The organism is Rhodococcus sp. NPDC056516 (genome assembly GCF_042794655.1).
GTDB lineage: Bacteria > Actinomycetota > Actinomycetes > Mycobacteriales > Mycobacteriaceae > Rhodococcus_F.
In genome coordinates this window covers 339,496-361,942 of sequence record NZ_JBHTTG010000008.1, presented here as the reverse complement: position 1 = coordinate 361,942, position 22,447 = coordinate 339,496, and the positions used below count along the sequence as shown (strand labels likewise).

The following is a 22,447-nucleotide window of genomic DNA, read 5'->3' as shown; positions in this document are numbered from 1 at the left end:
CGAGAATCGTCCCACAACCTACCGAGCGGTAGTCGTCTAGCGGGCTGCTCGGAAGTGCGCTCGCTCGTCTGCGGTCAGGTGTTCGCACGCGTAGCTCAGCGCCGTGCGTCCCATGTCTGCTGCATTCTCAGTAAGGAAGCCGGTCAACAAATCCCGATCCACCCGCTTGCCCACCTCGCGGAGCATCCAGCCCATCGCTTTCTGGGTCAGGTCCCGTCGATCACCCAGCACCTGTGCGGCAAGTTCGAGCGTGGTCGACGCGTCACCGCGCGTGATGAAGCCGTACGTCGTCAGCAGCGCCACCCGTCGTCGCCACAGGTCACCCGAATCGGAAAGCTCGAAGATCAGCCGGCGATCTCGGTCGTACAGCCAGCCGCCGAGAATCTGGCCGGCCGACGAATCCACGAGATCCCAATTGTTCACCCGCCCGTCCTCGACAGCGGTGAGATAGAAGTCGGCGATGCGGGCGCGACTCTCGTCGTCAAAAAATTCTGGGCGACTGACTTTTTCGAACTGAGCGACCAGGATCAGCAGCCCGGCCAACCGGTGCTCGTGAACGTCGCTGTCGAGAAGGAGGCGTATCTGAGGCAACGCGAGGCCCACATGCTTCTTCACCACCGAACGCGTCTTCGGCACTCGCACTCCGATGAAGACGTCACCCTCGCCGTACTCCCCCGGCCCCGTCTTGAAGAACCGCTGAAGGTGGACGGCATCTGCGGGATCCGCGAGATCGGCCAACTGCTCGATCACGTCCTGGGCACTCGATTGCGTCACCCCAGAACCTTCTCACGGGCCGCCCGCGCTGACTCTTCGATTCTCAGCGTCCTCACACCGTGTGCCCTGCTCGGCCACAGGTCGGCAGACGACACTCGGGGACAGACAGTGAAAGGACCACCCATGATCACCGCCGCTATCGCATTCACCACCCTCACCCTCATGGCACTCTCGGGACATATCGCGGCAAGCGCGCCGCGTGGGCTCGTGTCAATCCGGACGAATGGTCACAAATCTTGATATTCGAACCCCCGCATCGACCCTAACTGCAACACGAATGCAATTGGCGGAGAGTTGATCTCGATCTTCCGCGGGCGTGTACTACAGGTGGACACACTCTCGTCTTTGGAGGTCTCGTCATGAAGTCGTGGAATCGAATGCAAGATGCCGTCGCGGTGGTTCTCGGCGTCTTTGCGGCTCTCTCGCCGATGTGGCTCGACACCACCGATCGGGCAATGTGGTCACTCGTCGTCCTGGGTGTCCTGGTTGCACTGTCGGGTCTGGCGCACATGGCACGTCCGGACCTGGCCATGGCAGATTACGCGATGGGCGTTTTCGGCGTCTTGATGTTCATTTCACCCTGGGTCATGAACTTCGACGCTCTGCGCGGTGCGTCGTGGACAGCCTGGGTGGTCGGGGCCTTGACAGTTGTGGTCGCGGTGAGTGCGATGCCGGTGATGAGTGCGCGGATGCATCACGGGGGACACGGCGGCGTTGCTGCCCATTGATGAATGGCTGAATACAGGCTGGATCAGGCTTTGATCGCGCCCAACAACCGCCCGGCGTCGAAGGCTTCGGCGCTGGGCGGTAGCGCGCCCGGCCTCCCGCTCACAAATACCTCGACGGTTCCCGATCCCACGCCCGCGGCGCCGAGCCCGTCGATCCGCCGCAAAGTCTGTCGTGCAACGGCTTCCGCGCTGTCGAAGAGTGTGACGCCCGCCGGCAACCTCGCTGCGATTTCGTCGGCGAGCAGTGGGTAGTGGGTGCACCCGAGGACAACGCCGCTGACGTCGTCCGGCGTACGGGCAACCGCGGAATCGATGGCAGCAAGCGCGGCTGCGCGATCACCGAGATCTATCGAATCGGCCAGGCCGTGGCACGGCACCCCGACGACCTTGGCGCCGTTGCCGAACTGCTCGATCAGATCGGCTTGGTACCGGCTGGCAGTTGTCGCGGCGGTCGCCCAGATCGCCACCGAATCGCACACGGCGGCAGCGGGCTTGATCGCGGGCACGGTTCCGATGACGGGCACTTGCGGTCCGACGAGTTCGCGGACGTGCGGCAGCGCTGTGACGCTGGCGGTATTGCATGGGAGAACAATGACCTGAGCTCCACGATCGAGGCTCCGCCGCACCGCACCGAGGACCCGGTCGATGACCCACGGCTCCGGCTTGGGCCCCCAGGGGGCGCCGTCCGGATCCAGGGACAGCACCAGATCGAGATCCGGGCGCAGGCGTCTGAGCCACGCAGAGGTAGGGAGCAGGCCCAGTCCCGAGTCGATGAGTGCAACGATCACCGCACAAATCTATCGTCTCGGAACCGGACCTGCCTCATCCGTTCAGGCTGGTGTGGACTCCAACACGTCCGAGATGGGCGTGCCGGCCGCGATCTTTGCACGCATCTTCATCACGGCCCCCGCGCTACCTCCGCCGACGACAGCGGCCAACACACCGTCACGCTCGTAGTAGGCGACGAACTTGCGGCCGTCGTCCTTGACGATGTGAACGGTGTCCGTGGGTGCGACGGTCCCCAACGCCTGGATCTTGACGTCGTACTGATCGCTCCAGAAGTACGGAACCTGCGCCGGCGCATCCGGATCACCGGTTCCGGTGATGGCGCCTGCCAGGATCTTGGCCTGGTCCCCCGCGTTGGTCCAGTGTTCGACACGCTTGCGTCGATCGCCGATCTGCCAGGACGCGACGTCGCCGACCGCCCAGACGTGTTCGGTGCTGGTGCGGCCGACGCCGTCGCAGAGCACTCCGTTGTCGAGTTCGATCCCCGAACCGTCGAGCCATCCCGTGACTGGCACCGAGCCGACTCCGATCGCCACCACGTCGACCGGGATCTCCGAACCGTCGCTCAAGGTCGCGGCGGCAACCGCTCCCTCACCGGACAGCGAGGTCAAGCCGGTGCCGACGCGGACGTCGATGCCCTCGTTCCGGTGTAGACGTTCGACGAGAGCGCCGACGACAGGGCCCAGCACCGATGCCAGCGGTGTCGGTTGGGGTTCGAGCAGGACGACGTCGACGCCGTGAGACTTCATGCTCGCGGCCAGTTCACAACCGATGAAGCCGGCCCCGACGATCAGCGCGCGCTTGCCGGGAGCCAAGTCGGCGCGAAGGGACAACGCCTCCTCGATGGAGCGCAGAACGTGCACTCCGGTCAGCTCCGGAAGGCCGGCGATTCGACGCGGAGTCAGTCCGGTCGCGATGATCAACTCGTCGTAGTCCAGGGTGGATCCGTCGGCGAACGCCACGGACTTGGCAGCAGTGTCCACCGAAGTTGCCGGCGAACCGAGCTTGAGGTCCACCTTGTTCTCTACGTAGAACTCGGCCGGGCGCAGCGTTGTCTCGTCCTTGTCACCACGGATCACTTCCTTCGACAACGGAGGCCTGTCGTAAGGCAGATGCGTTTCCCCACCGGCGAGCGTCAACTCGCCGTCGAAACCCGCTCGTCGTAGTTCCTCGACGGTCCGCAGTCCCGACAAACCCGCACCCACGATCACTATCCGTGCCACCACGTACCACCCTGTCCGACCCACGTCACTTGCAGCGCCCACTATGAACGCCGTCACTATTTGCCTCCGACTCTGCCATACGAAATGCCGGAGTAGGTGTGGTGCATCCCGCATGGCCACCGACCAGTCACTACAGTTGTAAGTACTTCAGACGCACGCACTGACACATGAGCAGGGAGCCCCCATGACCAGCGATTCCAGTGAAAAGAACAGCGTCCGATTCGGCGCCGACGGTGGCGCGGAACTAGTCAGCACCCAGGGCAAGACGATCATCGCCGACGCCGTGGTCGCCAAGATCGCCGGTATCGCGACCCGCGAGATCAACGGCGTGTACGACGTCGGCGGGGGCACAGCGCGTGCGGTGGGGGCACTTCGCGACCGCATACCGGGCGCCCGCGTCAACCATGCCCAGGGCGTGGCGGTGGAGGTGGGCGAGAAACAAGCCGCCATCGACATCGGAATCGTCGCCGAGTACGGCGTCGCACTCCACGAACTGGCGGTAGGGATCCGCCGAAACGTCATTGCCGCAGTCGAAAGCATGACGGGTCTCGAGGTCACCGAGGTCAACATCACCGTCTTCGACGTCATGCTCTTCGAGGATGCAGAGAGCGGCGGCAGTACCGATCCGGAAGCCAAGCCGAGGGTTCAGTGAGTACCGCCGACGCCGGCCGCGAGATCGACGCGGCCGAGGTTGTCGCCGACGCCGTTCTTGCGATCCCGGAAGTGGCAGATTTGCACGGCGGGCAGTTCGGTGAGGTGGGAACCTACCTACCAGGGCGCCGAATCACCGGCGTCGTCGTCGACGAAAACTCCTGTGCGGTACATATTTCCGTTCACTACCCGGCCGACGTTCGCAGCGTCGCCGAACGTGTCCGAGCTGTGGTGGCGCAGTTGGTCGACGTACCGGTCGACGTCACCGTCGGAGACCTGTCGACAGCGGGGTACCTGCCGGATATCTCCGAGAATGTAGTCACAGAGTCTTCCACCGTCACCGACATTGCACCGAACATTCGAGAAGGGAACTGACATGAACAGCACAACCGTCGGACTGCTGGTCGGTCTGCTCCTCGCGCTCGCCGGAATCATGGGTGGATTCAGCGGATTCGTCTTCGCAGTCCTGCTCGGCGCCGCCGGTATGGCGATCGGAGCGCACCGCGACGGACATCTCGATCTCGGCGCGATCCTTCGAAGCCGTGGCCGTGGCTGAGCCAGTTGATTCGAGCGCGGCAGACGATCCCGGCCTACGCGGTTCGCTGGTCATCAAGGACCGGGCGATGGCCAAGATCGCCACGGCCGCAGCGGTAAACGTACCGGGAGTGGTCCGCCAGTCCGGCGGTTTGACCCGCTTGACCGGACGCGACCTTCCGCGAGCCGACATCTCGATGGGCAGCGACGCCGTCGCCATCAACCTCTTCCTCGCCGTGTCCTGGCCGTGTTCGGTCACCGAACTGACCGGGCGCGTGCGAGCGGAAGTCGGACGCAGCGTCGAGTCGCTGACCGGCCTGCCCCTCCACGACATGAACGTCATGATCGCGGCAACCGAGGGCACCGACGATTCTTGCGTTTCCGGCGTCGAGATCGCGGAAGGCCCTGCACAGGAGGCGCTCTCGGATCCGATTGCACCGCGAGTTCCGTCCGCGAACCCGGCCGCCGCGGTCTCCGCCGTCGTCATCGCCTGCGGCCTGCTCGCGCTCGCGTTCGTGGTCTCCCGCGAATGGTTCATCAACCGTGGAACTTTCGAATCGGCACCCTGGATCCGAAACTCCGTGGAATGGACGTCGCGTCTGCACTGGCAACCGTGGCTGCTTCCTGTGGCAATCGCTGCCGTCGTCGCGGGCGTGGTCCTGATCATGTCGGCGATCAAACGCCGCGCTAAAACCCATGTCCCACTGGGCAACCCGAGTGCATCGACGGTATGGATGCGACCGACGGACATCGCACGTCTGTGCAGTAGCCACGCAGCGATCGTTCCCGGCGTCAGCTCGGCCCACACCAGCGTGGACCGCAAACACGTCAAAGTCCACGTCGAATCCACCGGTGGCGATCGCGCCCAACTTGCCGCGGCCGTCGACGAAGCCGTTCGGCCTCACCTCGCGATACTGCAGCAGCCACTGCAACTTTCGGTGGTCGTGAGAGAAACCGCCGCACGACGAGAAGCCGCAGTCCGACGAAAGGACGCCTCGTGAACCGTTGGATCTCCGCGGTCGATCGGACCATCGTCCTCATTGTCGGAATCGCGCTCCTCGCGGCCGGCGCATACGCCATCGCGTGGGACGCGGGTGCCTCGCTGATTCGAACCTGGGTGTCACGACTTGATCGGGAAGTCCTCTTCGGCCTTCCGGAGCAACCTTGGTGGCACTGGGTCCTCTCTGGCACCTTTGTTCTCTGCGTCGTCACCGGTTTCGGGCTTTTGTACCTGAACCTTCGCCGGCGCCGAACGAGCGCAGTCACTTTGCGGCACAACGAATCCGGTACCGACGTCAGCGTGGACCTCGGACCGGTTGCCGACGGTGTAGCTGCCGAACTCGCCCAGCTGAGCGGCGTGCGAAGCACCAGAAGCAAAGCGACGATCGATCGCGGCCTGCCGACGCTGTCGATTGTCGTCACCGCAGATCCGGCGATCGACGTCGCCGGATTCACCGCTTCGGCCGAACGCATCGCCGGTGCAACCAGGCGAAGCCTCGACGGCTCACCCGTCGCGGTGCAGGTTCTGCTGCATCTCGACCGGGTCGAAGCCACCAAGTAGGTAAGAAGCAAACAAACACAGAAAAGGCGCTCACTCCCCGAAGGGAATGAGCGCCTTTTCTAGTGCTGTGAATCAGCTAGCGAGACGAGAGTCTCACTTGATGATCTTGGCAACCTTGCCGGCGCCGACCGTACGGCCGCCTTCGCGAATTGCGAAGCGCAGGCCCTCGTCCATGGCGACAGGCTGGATGAGCTTGACGGACATCTCGGTGTTGTCACCGGGCATGACCATCTCGGTGCCCTCAGGCAGCGTCACGACGCCCGTAACGTCCGTGGTACGGAAGTAGAACTGCGGGCGGTAGTTGTTGAAGAACGGGGTGTGGCGGCCGCCCTCGTCCTTCGACAGGATGTATGCCTGGCCCTCGAACTCCGTGTGGGGAGTCGTGGTGCCCGGCTTGACGACAACCTGTCCACGCTCGACATCTTCGCGCTTGATGCCACGAACGAGCAGTCCGACGTTGTCGCCGGCCTGGCCCGAGTCGAGCAGCTTGCGGAACATTTCGATACCCGTGACGGTGGTCTTGGTGGAGGTCTCCTTGATGCCGACGATCTCCACCTCCTCGTTCACGTTGACCGAGCCGCGCTCGATACGACCGGTGACAACGGTGCCACGGCCGGTGATCGTGAAGACATCCTCGACGGGCATGAGGAAGGGCTTGTCCGTCTCGCGGACCGGGTCCGGGATGGACTCGTCGACAGCAGCCATCAGGTCGAGAATGGACTGCGTCCACTTCGGGTCACCCTCGAGTGCCTTGAGTGCCGAGATCGGAATGACGGGGGCTTCCTCGTCGAATTCCTGAGCGGCCAGCAGTTCGCGGACCTCCATCTCGACGAGCTCGAGGATCTCGTCGTCGTCAACCATGTCGGCCTTGTTCAGGGCGACGAGGATGTAAGGAACGCCGACCTGGCGAGCGAGCAGGACATGCTCGCGCGTCTGGGGCATCGGGCCGTCGGTAGCTGCGACGACGAGGATAGCGCCGTCCATCTGAGCTGCGCCGGTGATCATGTTCTTGATGTAGTCGGCGTGACCCGGTGCATCGACGTGCGCGTAGTGGCGCTTTTCCGTCTGGTACTCAACATGCGAGATGTTGATCGTGATGCCACGAGCCTTTTCCTCGGGAGCCTTGTCGATCTGATCGAAGGCCGAAGCCTCGTTCAGGTCGGGGAATGCATCCGCGAGAACCTTGGTGATGGCCGCCGTCGTCGTGGTCTTGCCGTGGTCGACGTGACCAATGGTGCCGATGTTCACGTGCGGCTTCGTCCGCTCGAACTTCGCCTTCGCCACTTTGTGTCCTCCTGGACTGTTGTTGCTTGCCGTATGCAGCAGTGCGGTTGGTTGTTACTTGGTCGTGCTTCGTGCCGGAAGAAACCGAAGTCGCTTGCCGGCGCGGGCTGGGGAGCTCGCTGTGCTTACTCGCCCGTCGCCTTGGCGATGATTTCCTTCGAGACGTTCGCGGGAACCTCTGCGTAGGAATCGAACACCATGGAGAAGTTCGCACGGCCCTGGGTCTTCGACCGCAGGTCACCGATGTAACCGAACATCTCCGAGAGCGGAACCAGCGCCTTCACGACACGGGCACCACTGCGTTCCTCCATGGCCTGAATCTGGCCACGGCGGGAGTTGAGGTCGCCGATCACGTCGCCCATGTATTCCTCGGGCGTTGTGACCTCGACAGCCATGAGCGGCTCGAGAATGACGGGGCCGGCCTTGCGGGCGGCTTCCTTCAGTGCCTGCGAACCGGCAACCTTGAACGCCATTTCCGAGGAGTCGACGTCGTGGTAAGCACCATCGAGCAGCGACAGCTTCAGGTTCACGAGCGGGTAGCCGGCGAGAACACCGTACTGCATCGCGTCCTGCGCACCGGCATCCACGGAGGGGATGTACTCGCGCGGGATACGTCCGCCGGAGACCTTGTTCTCGAACTCGTAGGTAGCACCGTCTTCGCCCACGAAAGGCTCCAGAGCGATGATGACCTTTGCGAACTGGCCCGAGCCACCCGTCTGCTTCTTGTGGGTGTAGTCGTGCTTCTCGACCTTCTTGGTGATGGTCTCGCGGTACGCAACCTGCGGCTTACCGACGTTCGCCTCGACCTTGAACTCGCGACGCATGCGGTCGACGAGGATGTCGAGGTGGAGCTCGCCCATACCGCCGATGACGGTCTGACCGGTCTCTTCGTCGAGTTCGACCGAGAAGGTCGGATCCTCTTCGGCGAGCTTCTGGATCGCGACGCCCAGCTTTTCCTGGTCGGACTTGGTCTTGGGCTCGATGGAGACCTGGATGACCGGCGCGGGGAACGACATCGACTCGAGGACGATGGGGCTCGCCTGATCGCACAAGGTGTCACCGGTGGTGGTGTCCTTGAGGCCGATCATTGCGTAGATGTGGCCGGCTACGGCCTCGTCTACCGGGTTCTCCTTGTTGGCGTGCATCTGGAAGAGCTTTCCGATGCGCTCCTTCTTGCCCTTGGTTGCGTTGAGCACCTGAGCGCCCGGATCGATACGACCCGAGTACACGCGGACGAAGGTCAGCTTGCCGAAGAACGGGTGAGCAGCGATCTTGAAGGCGAGAGCCGAGAACGGCTCTTCCTTGCTCGGCTTGCGAGTGATCTCTACTTCTTCGTCACCGAGCTTGTGGCCGACGACCTCGCCGATGTCCAGCGGGTTCGGCAGGTAATCGATGACTGCGTCGAGCATGGGCTGAACGCCCTTGTTCTTGAACGCGGAGCCACAGATGACCGGGTACAGCTCGGAAGCGACCGTCATCTTGCGGATGGCGCCCTTGATTTCCTCGACCGTGAGCTCTTCGCCGCCGAAGTACTTCTCCATGAGAGCTTCGTCGGACTCGGCAACGGTTTCGAGCAGCTTCTCGCGGTACTCTGCAGCCTTCTCGACGAGGTCCGCGGGGATCTCTTCGATGGTCGGCAGTGCACCGGTCGGAACTACACCGCGCCAGGTGATGGCACGCATCTCGACCAGGTCGACGACGCCGTCGAAGTCGTCCTCAGCGCCGATGGGCAGCTGGAGAACGAGCGGCTTCGCGCCGAGACGGTCGATGATGGTCTGGACTGTGAAGTAGAAGTCCGCGCCCATCTTGTCCATCTTGTTGACGAAGCAGATGCGCGGAACGTCGTACTTGGCAGCCTGACGCCAAACCTGCTCGGACTGCGGCTCGACACCTTCCTTACCGTCGAAGACAGCAACTGCGCCGTCGAGCACGCGCAGCGACCGCTCCACCTCGACCGTGAAGTCGACGTGGCCGGGGGTGTCGATGATGTTGATCTGGTTGTTGTTCCAGAAGCAAGTCACGGCGGCAGACGTGATCGTGATGCCGCGTTCCTTCTCCTGCTCCATCCAGTCCGTCGTCGACGCACCGTCGTGCGTCTCACCGATCTTGTAATTGACACCGGTGTAGAACAGGATGCGCTCGGTGGTGGTGGTCTTGCCGGCATCGATGTGCGCCATGATGCCGATGTTGCGGACCTTGTTCAGGTCAGTCAGCACTTCCTGTGCCACAGGTTTCTTCCCCGCTCGTTGCTTGGTTTTCGGGTGTCGGCCGTATCCGGTGTGTTCCACCGTCAAGGCCATGGTCTTTCAATTATGTCTCTGCCGAGGCGAACCTGGCCACCTGCGTCCGGAAACCGGCGAGATGATCAGGTCGCCAACGGCGACAAGCGTCGGAGCCCCACCCGATGGCAGTTGCTCCGACGCTTTACATCACCAGCGGTAGTGGGCGAATGCCTTGTTGGCTTCGGCCATCTTGTGAGTGTCTTCGCGACGCTTCACAGCTGCACCGAGGCCATTGCTGGCATCGAGGAGCTCGTTGGCGAGACGCTCGACCATGGTCTTCTCACGACGTGCACGCGAGAAGGTGACCAGCCAGCGCAGTGCCAGCGTGGTGGAACGACCGGGACGAACCTCGACCGGCACCTGGTAGGTAGCGCCACCGACGCGGCGGCTACGAACCTCGAGTGCAGGCTTGACGTTGTCCAGGGCGCGCTTGAGGGTGACGACCGGATCGGTGCCGGTCTTCTCGCGTGCCTGCTCGAGAGCCTGGTACACGATTCGCTCTGCGGTGGACTTCTTGCCGTCCAGCAGGATCTTGTTGACGAGCTGCGTCACCAACGGTGAACCGTAAACCGGGTCGTTGATGAGCGGGCGCTTCGGAGCGGGGCCCTTACGTGGCATTAGCTCTTCTCCTTCTTGGCGCCGTAGCGGCTGCGTGCCTGCTTGCGACCCTTGACACCCTGGGTGTCGAGGGAGCCGCGGATGATCTTGTAACGGACACCCGGGAGGTCCTTCACACGACCGCCACGGACGAGCACCATGGAGTGCTCCTGAAGGTTGTGACCTTCGCCGGGGATGTACGCGGTGACCTCGACCGAAGTCGTGAGGCGAACACGTGCGACCTTACGGAGCGCGGAGTTCGGCTTCTTGGGGGTGGTGGTGTACACGCGAGTGCACACGCCACGACGCTGCGGGCTGCCCTTGAGAGCTGCCGTCTTGACCTTGGCGGTCTTGTCGCGGCGACCCTTGCGGACCAGCTGGTTGATGGTTGGCATTTACCGGCTTTCTTGTGACGAACAGACTGCTCGAGCGAACTCGGGCCGTTCGAAAACGTGGCTGTTCTGAAATTAGGGATCTAGCAGTTGGAGCAAGAGAGCTGCTGCTCCTCACCCACCTCAGAGTCTGTACTCAGCACTTTCGCGCCTTGCACCACCCCCGAGGTCGGGCGTGTCGCATACCCCCACACAGGCAGCCGGATGCTCGTTCATCAGCAAAATCTGCTCGAACGCGCGCACGGCAATACCTAGCTAGGCACACAGATCGGCCCGGGCATGCCGGACACGACCCATAACGATACCTGTCGGCGCGCCACAAGGTCAAAGCGAGGCCACGGTGATAGTGACCTCATGCTCTGACCAGACACTCTGGTCGCATACTCGAACCACGTAGCCGGACCGGTCGCGATCAGATGCTGCGGTTCAACGTCAACCCGCCGAGCTTCGCCGCCGCCTCGCACGGATCCGCTCCGCCTTGCGGCTCGGTGACCCACCACCCGAACACTCCCCCGGCCGGCGCGCTCGCGCTCACCCCGCAACTCTGCGGATCGGCCGGCTGGCGAACCTGGAACCCGCTACTGCCGTTGATGTCGATCTTCGCCACCACGTATCCCAGATGTTCGAAAGCAGCGCGCTCGTGATCGAGAGTGCCCGTCTCGAACCAGTTGAAGGTGATCTTGATCGGACCCGCGGCCCCGATGCCGTCCCAGCGGCAGATAGCGCCGAAGAACCCACGACCGACGGCGTCGGCACCCACGGCGCCGGCGATCTGCTCGTCGGTGACCGCTTCGCATTCTTGGAGGACGTTCGCAAATTCCTGGCTGTCACTACCGCGGTAGCTGCCCTCCGCGCGGGGAGTCCCGGTGACCACCGAGCCGCAGCCCGTGAGTAGAACCATCGACCCCGCCAGGGCGAGTCCGATCCTTGCGCTCTTCAGTGTGCCCTCGTACCTCACTGTGCCCTCGAAACTGTTTTTTCCATCAGATCCCGTGCAACCGTGCACGGATCAGCGGTCGGAGGCAGCAAGCCGTAGGTGATCGACCAGTGCACGAAGTCTCCGCCGAACGCGATACCCAACTCGCACAGCGAACCCGCCGTGGACGCGATGAAGCCCTGGTGACCACCGATCGTGATGTCGTCGGCGGGACGCCCGAGCAGGTCGGACCCTGCCCTTTCGCGGCCGATCGGGCTTCCGCGGTACCAGGAGAAACTGACGCTCGGGCCATTCGAACCGGCGACCTCCCATTGGCAACCGACGCCGTTGCGTGTCGTCGTCGCAAAAGTGCCGAGATTGAAGGCGTTGACAACTTCTTCGTCGGTCACCGAGCCGCATTCGGCGAACATAGGACCGGGATCGGTGGGTGCGAGCTCCGGCGAATTGGCGCCGTCGCCCGGCCGATCGGCAGACCCGTCGTCGGAGCTGCAGCCGACCACCACCGAGAGCACGGCAGCCGAGGCCAATACCGAAGTCCCGATCGAAGTGAGAGTGCGTGCGGCCATGGAGCCGACTGTACTTCTCGGTGGCCCCCGACACACGCCCCGCTACCGATTCAGGGGGTTGTGACCGGTACCCGAACCAGCGTGGAATCCAATTGCGCCGCCCACTGTTTGACCACCTCGGTGCGCCGGCGCGAGTCGTCGGTGAGTACGTCTGCCAGCCCCAGCCCTCGGGCCAGGTCCAGTGTCGCCTGTACCAGGCGATGCGTCACCGGATCGGAGTCGTCGACACCCAGACTCTCGACGGCCATGCGGTGCGCGATGCGCCCGAACCGTTCCTCGAGGGGCAGGACGCGGGCACGCAGGTCGGGGTCGGAGGCGGCGGCCGTCCACACCTGCAGTGCTGCCTTGAAAAGGGTCCCGGTGTAGTACTCGACCAGCCGCGAAATGATCGCCTCGGTTCGTCCGGCACCCACCGGAAGGTCGGTCGATTCCTTTCGCGCCTGATCCATCCGGGCGTCGAACATCACCTCGAGCGCCGCGGTGATGAGGTCCTCACGAGTCGGGAAGTGGTGCTGCATCGCACCTCTGGACACCCCGGCACGCTGCGCGACGACGCTCATCGTCGTTGCGCTCCACCCGAGTTCGGCGAGACACTCCACCGTCACTTCGAGCAGGTGGGAGCGCGTGACTCGACTTCGGTCCTGCTTGGGCTCTCGAGTCATCGCGCCGCCATCCCTTCTACTCCTGAGTTCCAGCCACTGCCGTGTTCGGCCTACTGCCGTATTCCAGTACGCATGTTCTACTGCGCCCAGGCTGCCGGACGCTTCTGCAAGAAAGACATCATGCCCTCACGAGCCTCGTCAGAGGAAAACAGCCGAGCCGACTGCGCGATCATCTCCTCGCCGTCCCGGTCGAATCCGGCCAGGACCGAACGCGTCGTGATCCACTTCGATTCGGCCAGCCCCTGCGGTGAACATTGGCGCAAAGTGCCGAGCAGTTCGGTGATCGACTCCCCCGTGTCTTGCGACGCGGAGGTGACGAGTCCGATGGATTCGGCCTCGTGCTGGCCGAACTTCTCTCCGGTGAGCAGGTAGCGGCTCGCGGATCGCTGGTCGAGCCTCGGCAGGACCGTGAGCGAAATGATGGATGCTGCCAAACCCAATCGTGATTCCGTCACCGCGAAGGTGCTCGCCGGTCCGGCGACGACGATGTCGCACGCCCCGACAAGACCCATGCCTCCGGCCCGAACGTGACCGTCGATGCGCCCGATCACCGGCTTGGGAAGCTCGAGAATGCTGCGCAAGAGCGTCAGCATCCCCCGTCCGCGCTCCTTGACTGCCTCCTCCGGCGATGCGGACGACCCGGATGCCTCACTGAGATCGGCTCCCGCACAGAATGTTCCACCGGTGTGGGTGAGCACTACCGCTCGAACCGCCGGATCGGCAGCCGCCGAAGTCAACCCCGCCTGCAACTCCGTGACCAACCGCGTCGAAATCGCATTGCGGTTGTGGGGTGAGTCGAGAGTGATCGTGGCAGCACCGCCCGATACTTCGTACCGCACGTATGGCTTGTCCTGATCCGTCATGAGTCTCCTCTTCAGTAGGACCGTCTAGTAAGACCGCGGCAGACCGAGGGAATGCTGCGAAACGAAGTTGAGGATCATCTCGCGACTGACCGGGGCAACGCGGGCGATACGTGCCGCGCCGAGCATGGCAGCCAGTCCGTATTCCTTCGTCAAACCAGCACCACCGTGCGTCTGGATCGCCTGATCGAGTGCCTTGATGCTGGCCTCGGCGGCCGCGTACTTCGCCATGTTCGCGGCTTCGGCAGCACCGAAATCGTCACCGCTGTCGTAGAGCACCGCGGCCTTCTGCATCATCAGCTTGGCGAGTTCGAGTTCGATCTTCACCTGCGCGAGAGGATGTGAAATACCCTGGTGCGCACCGATCGGCGTCTTCCACACCGTTCGCTCGTTGGCGAACTTCACCGCAGCGTTGAGGGCGTAACGGCCCATACCGATCGCCATCGACGCACCCAGAATGCGCTCCGGATTGAGGCCGGCGAACAACTGCATCAGGGCGGCATCAGCTTCACCGACCAGAGCGTCGGCCGGCAGGCGCACGTCGTCGAGGAACAAGATGAACTGGTGGTCCGGTTCGATGATGTCCATCTCCATCTGTGTCTTCACGAATCCGGGAGAATCCGTGGGGACGATGAACAGAGCGGGCTTGAGCTTGCCGGTCTTGGAGTCCTCGGTGCGCGCAACGATGAGGACCGCATCAGCTTGATCGACGCCCGAGATGTAGATCTTGTTGCCACTCAGTATCCAGTCTTCGCCGTCGCGACGAGCAGTCGTCGTGATCTGATGCGAGTTGGAACCTGCGTCGGCCTCGGTGATTCCGAACGCCATGATCTTGGAGCCGTCGGCGAGGCTGGGTAGCCACTGCTGCTTCTGCTCCGCAGTGCCGTACTTACCGATGATGGTGCCGCAGATGGCCGGCGAGACCACAACCAGGAGCAGACCGGCACCCTGCGCTGCCAGTTCCTCCTGCACCAGCGCGAGTTCGTAGATGCCGGCACCGCCGCCGCCATATTCCTCCGGCAGGTTGACGCCCAGGAATCCGAGTTTGCCCGCCTCGTTCCACAATTCGGTGAGCGGCTCGCCCTTGCGCGCCTTGGGCAGCACGTAGTCGACGTAGTTGAAGCGCTCACCCAGTTTGGAAACGGATGCCCGCAGTTCCTTCTGCTCTTCGGTTTCGATGAAACTCATCATGCTTCCTCTTCTGTAGCGGGTTCTTCCACACGTGCGAGTACCGATCCGACCTCGACCTGCTGGCCGACGGCGACCGGAAGTTCTACCAGGACACCGGCAGTCGGCGCGGTGACAGTGTGCTCCATCTTCATGGCCTCGAGCCACAGAATCGGCTGGCCGGCAGTGACGGTGTCACCGAGTGCGGCGCCGAGGCGGATGACCGATCCCGGCATCGGAGCGAGCAACGAACCGGCAGCGACTTCCGCCGACGGATCCACGAAGCGCGGTGCTGCCGTCAAGGCGACGGGTCCGAGCGAGGAGTCGACAAAAATCTCACTCGCGTAGGCAGCCACGTCGAACGAACGCCGAACTCCGCTCTGCTCGAGCACGACCCGGGTCGCAGTTGCCGATACCAGGCTCACGTCGTCGAAGCCTTCTGCATTCAGCACACCACTTCGACTCAGGGAGTAGCGGACGTCGTAGTCGCCCGACGCAGTGGAGTAACTCTTGCTCTGCGGCTGCGACGGGAGGTTGCGCCACCCGCTGGGCAAGCGGCCGATGACGCGGGCCGACGCCCGGTTGTGCGCGGCATCGGCAAGTGCCGCCGCCAGCGCCGAGAGTCTTTCGGCGTCGGTGTCGGCCAGAGGTGTTGACAGCTTCTCGAGGTCGTGAGTCTCGAAGAAGGCAGTGTCGGTATCTCCGGCAATGAAGGCCGGATGGGCCAAGACGTTGACGAGCAGGTCGCGGTTGGTACGCAAGCCGTGAATCCTGGTGCGCGCCAGCGTCGATGCGAGCAGCCGCGCAGCTGCCGTTCGCGTCGGCGCGTAGGAGATGACCTTGGCCAGCATCGGGTCGTAATGGACGCCGACGACACTGCCGTCGATGACACCCGAGTCGAGGCGAACACCCTGCTCACGCAGGACACTGAATTCTGCCACGTCACCGGGCAACTCGATGTGGTGAACGGTACCGCTCTGCGGCTGCCAGTTCTTCGCGGGATCCTCGGCGTACAGACGCACCTCGATCGAATGCCCACGGATCTGCGGCTGCTCGCCTGGGAGCGCGTCGCCCGAAGCGACCTGCAATTGCAGCTCCACCAGATCAAGTCCGGTGGTGCATTCGGTGACCGGGTGCTCCACCTGCAAACGGGTGTTCATCTCGAGGAAGAAGAAGTCGCCCTTTTCGTCGGCGAGGAACTCGACGGTTCCTGCGCCTTCGTAGCCGATGGCATTGGCGGCGAGCCGCGAGGCGTCGAAAAGCTTGTCGCGCATCGCCGGGATGCGTTGCACGAGCGGCGACGGTGCCTCTTCGACGACCTTCTGGTGCCGACGCTGGATCGAGCACTCGCGCTCCCCCACCGCCCACACGCCGCCGTGTCGGTCGGCCATGACCTGAACCTCGATGTGCCGACCGGTCTCGAGGTAGCGCTCGCAGAAGACCGTCGGGTCGCCGAATGCGGACTGCGCCTCACGCCGAGCCGCTTCCAGTTCGCCGTCCAGCGCCGACAATTCACGAACGACACGCATTCCGCGTCCACCGCCGCCGGCCGACGCCTTGATGAGCACCGGAAGATGAGCTTCGGTCACCGCGGCGGGATCAAGTTCGGAAAGTACCGGAACTCCGGCAGCGTCCATGATCTTCTTGGACTCGACCTTCGATCCCATGAGCTCGATGGATTCGACGGGCGGGCCGATCCACGTCAGTCCCGCGTCGATGACGCTGCGCGCGAACTCTGCGTTCTCGGAGAGGAATCCATAGCCGGGATGAATCGCGTCAGCGCCCGAAGCCTTGGCGGCGGCGATGATGAGCTCACCCCGCAGGTACGTCTCGGCAGGTGTGTTACCCGGCAGCCGAACCGAGGCGTCGGCTTCGGCGACGTGGGGGCTGTCGGCATCTGCGTCGGAAAACACCGCGACCGTGCCGATTCCGTTCTTGCGGCAGGTCGCAAAGACACGGCGGGCGATTTCGCCACGATTGGCGACCAGTACTGAAGTGATTGTCACGGCGTGCCTCACATACGGAAGACGCCGAAGTTCTCGGTGCCTTCGATCGGGGCGGTGGCAATGGCCGACAGGCACATTCCCACCACGGTGCGGGTGTCTCGGGGGTCGATGACGCCGTCGTCGTAAAGACGCCCGGACAAGAACATCGGAAGTGACTCGGCCTCGATCTGGTTCTCGATCATCGCGCGCATGCCGGCATCGGCCTGCTCGTCGAAGACCTGGCCACGCGCCTCGACGGCAGCGCGTCCCACGATGGAGATGACGCCGGCGAGTTGCGCACCGCCCATGACGGCGGACTTGGAACTGGGCCAGGCGAAGAGGAATCGCGGATCGAACGCGCGCCCGCACATGCCGTAGTGACCAGCGCCGTACGACGCTCCGAGCAGGATGGAGATGTGCGGAACCTTGGAGTTGGCAACCGCATTGATCATCATCGATCCGTGCTTGATCATGCCACCCTCCTCGTATTCCTTGCCCACCATGTAGCCGGTGGTGTTGTGCAGGAACAGCAACGGCGTGTTGGAGCGGTTGGCCAGCTGGATGAACTGTGTGGCCTTCTGGGATTCCTCACTGAAGAGAACTCCACGGGCGTTCGCCAGGATGCCGATCGAGTAGCCGTTCAGCTCCGCCCAGCCGGTCACGAGAGACGACCCGTAGAGCGGCTTGAACTCGTCGAAGTCGGAACCGTCGACGATGCGGGCGATGACCTCACGCGGATCGAAAGGGATCTTCAGGTCGGCGGGAACGATGCCGAGCAACTCTTCCGGATCCTCGAGCGGTTCGATGATCTCGGCGCGAGGCGCCGGCCCCTTCTTGATCCAGTTGATTCGCTTGACGATCGAGCGCCCGATGCGGATCGCATCCTGCTCGTCGGCGGCGAAGTAGTCGGCCAGCCCGGACTTGCGCGCGTGCATTTCGGCGCCGCCGAGTGCCTCGTCGTCGGATTCCTCACCGGTGGCCATCTTGACCAGCGGCGGGCCCGCGAGAAACACCTTGGAGCGTTCCTTGATCATCACGACGTGGTCGGACATGCCAGGAATGTACGCGCCGCCGGCCGTCGAGTTGCCGAAGACCAGTGCGATGGTGGGGATTCCGGCGGCGGAGAGCTGCGTGAGGTCACGGAACATACGCCCACCCGGGATGAACACCTCCTTCTGCGTCGGCAAATCTGCGCCGCCGGACTCGACCAGGGAGATCACCGGCAGGCGGTTCTGCATGGCGATGTCGTTGGCGCGGAAACCCTTACGAAGCGTCCACGGGTTGCTGGTGCCGCCGCGCACGGTGGGATCGTTGGCGACGATCAGGCATTCGACGCCTTCGACGACGCCGATACCGACCACAGTGCTGGCACCGACCGGGAAATCGCTTCCCCAGGCGGCGAGGGGGCACACCTCGAGGAACGGTGAATCCTGATCGAGGAGAAGTTCGATCCGTTCACGCGCCAAGAGCTTTCCCCGCTTGTGGTGCCGCTCGGTGTACTTCTCGCCGCCACCGGCCAGCGCCTTGGCGTGCTCGACCTCGATCTCGGCGAGCTTGGTGTTCATGGTCGAGGTTGCGGTCTTGTAGACCTCGGAATTGGTGTCCAGTGTGGACCGGATGACACTCATGACTGATACCCCAATCGCTTGGCTGCGAGGCCGATGAGGATTTCGGTGGTACCGCCACCGATTCCCAGAATTCGCATGTCCCGGTACTGCCTCTCCACTTCACTTTCCTGCATGTAGCCGAGGCCACCGAACAGCTGAACCGCTTGGTTGGCAACCCATTCACCGGTTTCGACGGCCGTGTTCTTGGCGAAGCACACCTCGGCGATCAGATCTCCGTCACCGGCCATGTAACGCTCGATCACCGAGTGCGTGTACACCTTGGCCACATCGATCTTGCGGGCCATCTCGGTGACGGTGTTCTGCACTGCCTGGCGGCTGATCAGGGGGCGGCCGAACGTCTCACGGGCACGGCACCATTCGAGCGTCAGTTCCAGGCATCGCTCTGCGCTGGCATACGCCTGCGCGGCGAGGGCGACACGCTCGGAGACGAATGCCTGCGCGATCTGCGCGAAGCCGCTGTTCTCTGCCCCGACCAGATTCTCCACCGGAACCCTTGCGTCGACAAACGACAGTTCCGCGGTATCGGACGCGCGCCACCCCATCTTCTCGAGCTTGCGCGACACCGTGAATCCCGGTGTGCCCTTCTCGATCACGAGCAGCGAGACGCCACCGGCTCCGGAGCCGCCGGTGCGCACCGCGGTGACGACGAAGTCGGCGCGAACCCCGGAGGTGATGAACGTCTTTGCGCCGTTGACGACGTAATGGTCGCCGTCGCGCTTGGCTGTGGTTGTCAGGTGTCCGACGTCGCTGCCACCGCCCGGTTCGGTGATGGCGAGCGAGCCGATCTTCTCCCCGCGCAGCGTCGGCTTGACCCACTTCTCGATCTGCGCCTCGTCGCCGGCCGCAATCAGGTGCGGCACGGCGATACCGCAGGTGAACAGCGAGGCGAACAACCCGCCAGACGCACCGGCCTGATGCATCTCTTCACAGATCACGATGGAGTCGACGGCGTCACCGCCTTCACCGCCTGCAGATTCGGGAGCACTGGCCCCGAGCAGACCCAGAGCGCCTGCCTTGCGGTGCAATTCGCGCGGGATCTCACCGTCACGCTCCCACTGCGTCAGGTGCGGCAAAATCTCCTGGTTCACGAATCCGCGTACGGTCTCGCGAAGCGCAAGCCTTTCCGGTGTGGTCCACACGGTCACCGTGAATCCTCTTTCTCGTCAGATGTGGGGAGTAGCGAAATCGGGATGTCGACGTGGCGCGAGCGCAACCATTCGCCAATTCCCTTGGCTTGCGGATCGAACCGCGCCTGCGAAGCCACACCCTGACCGAGGATTCCCTCGATCACGAAGTTGACAGCACGAAGGTGCGGAAGCTGGTAACGAGTGACGGTCAACTCTGCCGCTTCGGGCAGTAGTTCCTTGAGCTTCTCGACGGTGAGGGTGTGCGCCAACCACTTCCACTGATCGTCCGTGCGAACCCAGACGCCGACGTTGGCGTTTCCACCCTTGTCGCCGCTTCGAGCGCCGGCGATCGTGCCGAGTGGCACCGAGAGCGAAGACTGAGGCGGCAAGGGCTCCGGACGCTCGGGTTCGTCGACAGGTTCGAGGTCCTGCGTCAGCGTGGACGGAGCGATGTCCACACGAGTGCCGTCGGGAAGCACGGCGACGTGAGGCACCGATCCCGCGTCGACGTAGCCGGGGGTGAACACCCCGTACGGTTGGCCGTTGCTCGGCGGCGCGGTCAGCGAGAAGCCTGGGTAGCTGGCAAGTGCCATTTCCACCGCAACCGCGGAGAAGGGACGACCGATAACCTTGGGATCGGAATCGCGAACCACGCAGCGCAGCAACGCACTCGCAGTTTCTTCGGTATCGGAATCCGGATGATCCGTGCGAGCGAGGGTCCAGACCAGTTCGGCCGGCTTCTTCGTCAGCCAGGATTCGAGTTGCCCCTTTGCCAGATCCGCTTTGGCCTCGATGTCGAGACCGGTGAGGATGAACGTAGCCTCGTTGCGGAACCCGGCCAGTGTGTTCAGCGAGACCTTGTACTGCGGCGGCGGAGCCTCGCCTGTGACGCCGCTGATCAGCACCCGATCCGGGCTTTCCTGGGTGAGCACCGCGTTGTCGATGCGAGTGGTCACGTCCGGGCCCGCGTAGCGTCCGCCCGTGATCTCGTACAACAGCTGCGCCGTCACGGTGCCGACGCTCACCTCGCCATCCGTTCCGGCATGCTTGGTGATGACGGACGAGCCGTCCGCGTTGATCTCGGCGATCGGGAAGCCAGGGCGGCCCAGATTGGGAATCTCGGTGAAGAACGCGTAGTTGCCGCCGGTGGCCTGGGTGCCGCACTCGATGACGTGGCCCGCCGCGACAGCACCAGCCAGCTGATCGAAATCATCTCGCTTCCAACCGAAGTGACGGGCGGCCGGACCGACGATCACCGAAGCGTCGGTGACACGTCCGGTGACAACGACATCGGCGTCGGCCGACAATGCTTCGACGATGCCCCAGGCGCCGAGGTACGCGTTGGCCGTCAGCGGTGAGCCGAGTCCGAGTTCGTCGGCGCGGGAGACCAGATCGTCACCCTCGACGTGAGCGATCTTCGCGTTCAAACCCAGCTTGGCGTTGACCTCGCGCAGCGCCTCGGCCAGTCCGGCTGGGTTGAGGCCGCCGGCGTTCGCGACGATCTTCACGCCCTTGTCGAGCGCGAGGCCGAGGGTGTCCTCCACCTGCCGCAGGAACGTCTTCGCATAGCCGAGCGACGGGTCCTTCATCCGGTCGCGGCCGAGGATCAACATGGTCAGTTCGGCAAGGTAGTCGCCGGTCAGGTAGTCGAGTTCGCCGCCCTCGAGCATCTCGCGCATCGCCGAGACGCGGTCGCCGTAGAAACCGGAACAGTTGCCGATCCGCACCGAACTCATCTGTCCACCTTCGATTCTCGTCCCTCACCGCTGGATCCGATGGCCGCTCGTCCCTCGCCGCTGGATCCGATGGCGGCTCGTCCCTCGCCGCTGGGCCCCGCAAATGCCTGCGCGAACCCGAGCCACTCGTCCGCGTCGCCGCCGTCGGCGACCAGATCGAGATCGGCGCGATTGGCGCGCTGAGTGACCAGCAAGCAGAAGTCCAACGCCGGCCCCGTCACCTTCTGCGTCGCATCTTCCGGCCCCCAGGTCCAGATCGAACCGTCGGGCGCCGTCAACTCCACCCGGAAGTCCTCGGTTGGCGGGGTCTTCTCGTTGACCGAGTACGCAAAATTCCGCGTCCGCACGCCCAGGTGAGCGATGTTCTTGATGCGCGACGTCGGAACTCGTTCGGCACCAAGAGCGTCGGCGACGTCCTGTCCATGTGCCCACGTCTCCATCAACCGCGCAGTTGCCATGGAGACACCGCCCATGGGCGGGCCGTACCAGGGGAACTTGGTGCCGGCCGGGGCAGCGGTGAGCGCCTCGACGAGAGCAGTGCGCCCCGCCCGCCAATCGGCGAGCAACTCTGCGGGCGGCCGGGCGGCCTGCTCGGCAGCACCGTCGTCGACGAACCCCGCCGGATTCACGAACGCCGCCTTCAACTGCTCCGCGAACCCGTCCGGGTCGGTGATCGCCAGGATTGCTGCACTGTCCGTCCAGTGCAGGTGCCCGATCTGATGGGCGATGGTCCACCCTTCCGCGGGCGTCAATGTCGCCCACTTCTCCTCGGGCAGATCTGCAACCAGGGCGTCGAGGCTCTCACCTTCGGCCCGCAAGTCATCGATGAACGTCTGAAGTTCGGCCATGCGACCAGCATCACACTCGAGGTTATAAAAATCAAGCACGAATGATTGTTATTGCGAAATCCTGTGGTGAGAGACTGAGCGGAACCGATCACCGACCCTGCACCATCGATCAAACAGGA

The 22,447-nt window shown here is 63.7% G+C and carries 23 protein-coding genes; 6 read left to right on the top strand and 17 right to left on the bottom strand.

Annotated features, from left to right (window positions below):
- Nucleotides 1-36: 36 nt before the first annotated feature.
- Entirely contained in the window at nt 37-774 is a 738-nt protein-coding gene (locus ACFQ6Y_RS25165; protein WP_378638429.1) for a DNA alkylation repair protein, read from the bottom strand.
- Between the two features lie 359 nt (nt 775-1,133).
- On the opposite strand from ACFQ6Y_RS25165, the gene ACFQ6Y_RS25160 reads away from it, so the two are divergent.
- Nucleotides 1,134-1,502, top strand: coding sequence for an SPW repeat protein (locus tag ACFQ6Y_RS25160; protein ID WP_378537707.1), 369 nt, complete (start codon nt 1,134-1,136; stop codon nt 1,500-1,502).
- 23 nt (nt 1,503-1,525) lie between these two features.
- Here the strand turns inward: ACFQ6Y_RS25160 and ACFQ6Y_RS25155 are convergent, their stop codons facing one another.
- The gene (locus tag ACFQ6Y_RS25155) at nt 1,526-2,290 is read right to left on the bottom strand and encodes a glutamate racemase (protein WP_378638425.1); all 765 of its coding nucleotides are present in this window, start codon (nt 2,288-2,290) and stop codon (nt 1,526-1,528) included.
- Nucleotides 2,291-2,332: 42 nt separating this feature from the next.
- Complete coding sequence (locus tag ACFQ6Y_RS25150) at nt 2,333-3,568, bottom strand: NAD(P)/FAD-dependent oxidoreductase (RefSeq protein WP_378638421.1); 1,236 nt, start codon at nt 3,566-3,568, stop codon at nt 2,333-2,335.
- A 127-nt stretch (nt 3,569-3,695) separates the two neighbouring features.
- On the opposite strand from ACFQ6Y_RS25150, the gene ACFQ6Y_RS25145 reads away from it, so the two are divergent.
- Genes ACFQ6Y_RS25145 through ACFQ6Y_RS25125 form a run of 5 tightly spaced genes read left to right on the top strand, consistent with a single transcriptional unit; the run spans nt 3,696 to nt 6,257 of the window.
- Complete coding sequence (locus tag ACFQ6Y_RS25145) at nt 3,696-4,163, top strand: Asp23/Gls24 family envelope stress response protein (RefSeq protein ID WP_003941912.1); 468 nt, start codon at nt 3,696-3,698, stop codon at nt 4,161-4,163.
- Nucleotides 4,160-4,537: a hypothetical protein gene (locus tag ACFQ6Y_RS25140; protein WP_378638418.1), complete on the top strand. Its 378-nt coding sequence runs from the start codon at nt 4,160-4,162 to the stop codon at nt 4,535-4,537. The genes ACFQ6Y_RS25145 and ACFQ6Y_RS25140 overlap by 4 nt, the downstream gene beginning before the upstream one ends.
- Nucleotide 4,538: 1 nt before the next feature.
- Entirely contained in the window at nt 4,539-4,718 is a 180-nt protein-coding gene (locus ACFQ6Y_RS25135; RefSeq protein WP_003942043.1) for a hypothetical protein, read from the top strand.
- A complete protein-coding gene (locus tag ACFQ6Y_RS25130) occupies nt 4,705-5,697 on the top strand; it encodes a DUF6286 domain-containing Asp23/Gls24 family envelope stress response protein (RefSeq protein ID WP_378638414.1) in 993 nt (330 codons plus the stop codon). The genes ACFQ6Y_RS25135 and ACFQ6Y_RS25130 overlap by 14 nt, the downstream gene beginning before the upstream one ends.
- The gene (locus ACFQ6Y_RS25125; protein ID WP_378537689.1) at nt 5,694-6,257 is read left to right on the top strand and encodes a hypothetical protein; all 564 of its coding nucleotides are present in this window, start codon (nt 5,694-5,696) and stop codon (nt 6,255-6,257) included. The genes ACFQ6Y_RS25130 and ACFQ6Y_RS25125 overlap by 4 nt, the downstream gene beginning before the upstream one ends.
- Nucleotides 6,258-6,350: 93 nt before the next feature.
- Here the strand turns inward: ACFQ6Y_RS25125 and tuf are convergent, their stop codons facing one another.
- The 14 genes from tuf to ACFQ6Y_RS25055 form a co-directional block, all read right to left on the bottom strand.
- On the bottom strand, nt 6,351-7,541 hold the full coding sequence (tuf, locus tag ACFQ6Y_RS25120; protein WP_019744283.1) for an elongation factor Tu: 1,191 nt from the start codon (nt 7,539-7,541) through the stop codon (nt 6,351-6,353).
- 125 nt (nt 7,542-7,666) lie between these two features.
- Nucleotides 7,667-9,769, bottom strand: coding sequence for an elongation factor G (gene fusA / locus ACFQ6Y_RS25115; protein ID WP_003942073.1), 2,103 nt, complete (start codon nt 9,767-9,769; stop codon nt 7,667-7,669).
- A 201-nt stretch (nt 9,770-9,970) separates the two neighbouring features.
- Entirely contained in the window at nt 9,971-10,441 is a 471-nt protein-coding gene (rpsG, locus tag ACFQ6Y_RS25110) for a 30S ribosomal protein S7 (RefSeq protein ID WP_003941856.1), read from the bottom strand.
- Nucleotides 10,441-10,815 (bottom strand): 30S ribosomal protein S12, encoded by a 375-nt coding sequence (gene rpsL, locus ACFQ6Y_RS25105; protein ID WP_003941908.1) that lies wholly within the window; start codon nt 10,813-10,815, stop codon nt 10,441-10,443. Before rpsL ends, rpsG begins: the two co-directional genes overlap by 1 nt.
- Before the next feature lie 409 nt (nt 10,816-11,224).
- Nucleotides 11,225-11,713: a DUF3558 domain-containing protein gene (locus tag ACFQ6Y_RS25100; protein WP_378638407.1), complete on the bottom strand. Its 489-nt coding sequence runs from the start codon at nt 11,711-11,713 to the stop codon at nt 11,225-11,227.
- A 53-nt stretch (nt 11,714-11,766) separates the two neighbouring features.
- Complete coding sequence (locus ACFQ6Y_RS25095; protein ID WP_378638403.1) at nt 11,767-12,315, bottom strand: DUF3558 domain-containing protein; 549 nt, start codon at nt 12,313-12,315, stop codon at nt 11,767-11,769.
- 50 nt (nt 12,316-12,365) lie between these two features.
- A complete protein-coding gene (locus tag ACFQ6Y_RS25090) occupies nt 12,366-12,977 on the bottom strand; it encodes a TetR/AcrR family transcriptional regulator (RefSeq protein WP_378447208.1) in 612 nt (203 codons plus the stop codon).
- Nucleotides 12,978-13,054: 77 nt separating this feature from the next.
- Nucleotides 13,055-13,840: an enoyl-CoA hydratase family protein gene (locus ACFQ6Y_RS25085; protein ID WP_378447207.1), complete on the bottom strand. Its 786-nt coding sequence runs from the start codon at nt 13,838-13,840 to the stop codon at nt 13,055-13,057.
- Between the two features lie 24 nt (nt 13,841-13,864).
- A complete protein-coding gene (locus ACFQ6Y_RS25080) occupies nt 13,865-15,025 on the bottom strand; it encodes an acyl-CoA dehydrogenase family protein (protein ID WP_033236424.1) in 1,161 nt (386 codons plus the stop codon).
- Nucleotides 15,025-17,010 (bottom strand): acetyl/propionyl/methylcrotonyl-CoA carboxylase subunit alpha, encoded by a 1,986-nt coding sequence (locus ACFQ6Y_RS25075; RefSeq protein ID WP_378638398.1) that lies wholly within the window; start codon nt 17,008-17,010, stop codon nt 15,025-15,027. The genes ACFQ6Y_RS25080 and ACFQ6Y_RS25075 overlap by 1 nt, the downstream gene beginning before the upstream one ends.
- 8 nt (nt 17,011-17,018) lie before the next feature.
- Nucleotides 17,019-18,617 carry an acyl-CoA carboxylase subunit beta gene (locus ACFQ6Y_RS25070; RefSeq protein ID WP_378638393.1) on the bottom strand — a complete coding sequence of 533 codons (1,599 nt, stop codon included), beginning with the start codon at nt 18,615-18,617 and terminating at the stop codon, nt 17,019-17,021.
- Nucleotides 18,614-19,762 carry an acyl-CoA dehydrogenase family protein gene (locus ACFQ6Y_RS25065; RefSeq protein WP_378638388.1) on the bottom strand — a complete coding sequence of 383 codons (1,149 nt, stop codon included), beginning with the start codon at nt 19,760-19,762 and terminating at the stop codon, nt 18,614-18,616. Before ACFQ6Y_RS25065 ends, ACFQ6Y_RS25070 begins: the two co-directional genes overlap by 4 nt.
- Complete coding sequence (locus tag ACFQ6Y_RS25060) at nt 19,759-21,480, bottom strand: acyclic terpene utilization AtuA family protein (protein ID WP_378638384.1); 1,722 nt, start codon at nt 21,478-21,480, stop codon at nt 19,759-19,761. The genes ACFQ6Y_RS25065 and ACFQ6Y_RS25060 overlap by 4 nt, the downstream gene beginning before the upstream one ends.
- Nucleotides 21,477-22,328, bottom strand: coding sequence for a TIGR03084 family metal-binding protein (locus ACFQ6Y_RS25055; RefSeq protein WP_378638378.1), 852 nt, complete (start codon nt 22,326-22,328; stop codon nt 21,477-21,479). The genes ACFQ6Y_RS25060 and ACFQ6Y_RS25055 overlap by 4 nt, the downstream gene beginning before the upstream one ends.
- Nucleotides 22,329-22,447 lie beyond the last annotated feature (119 nt).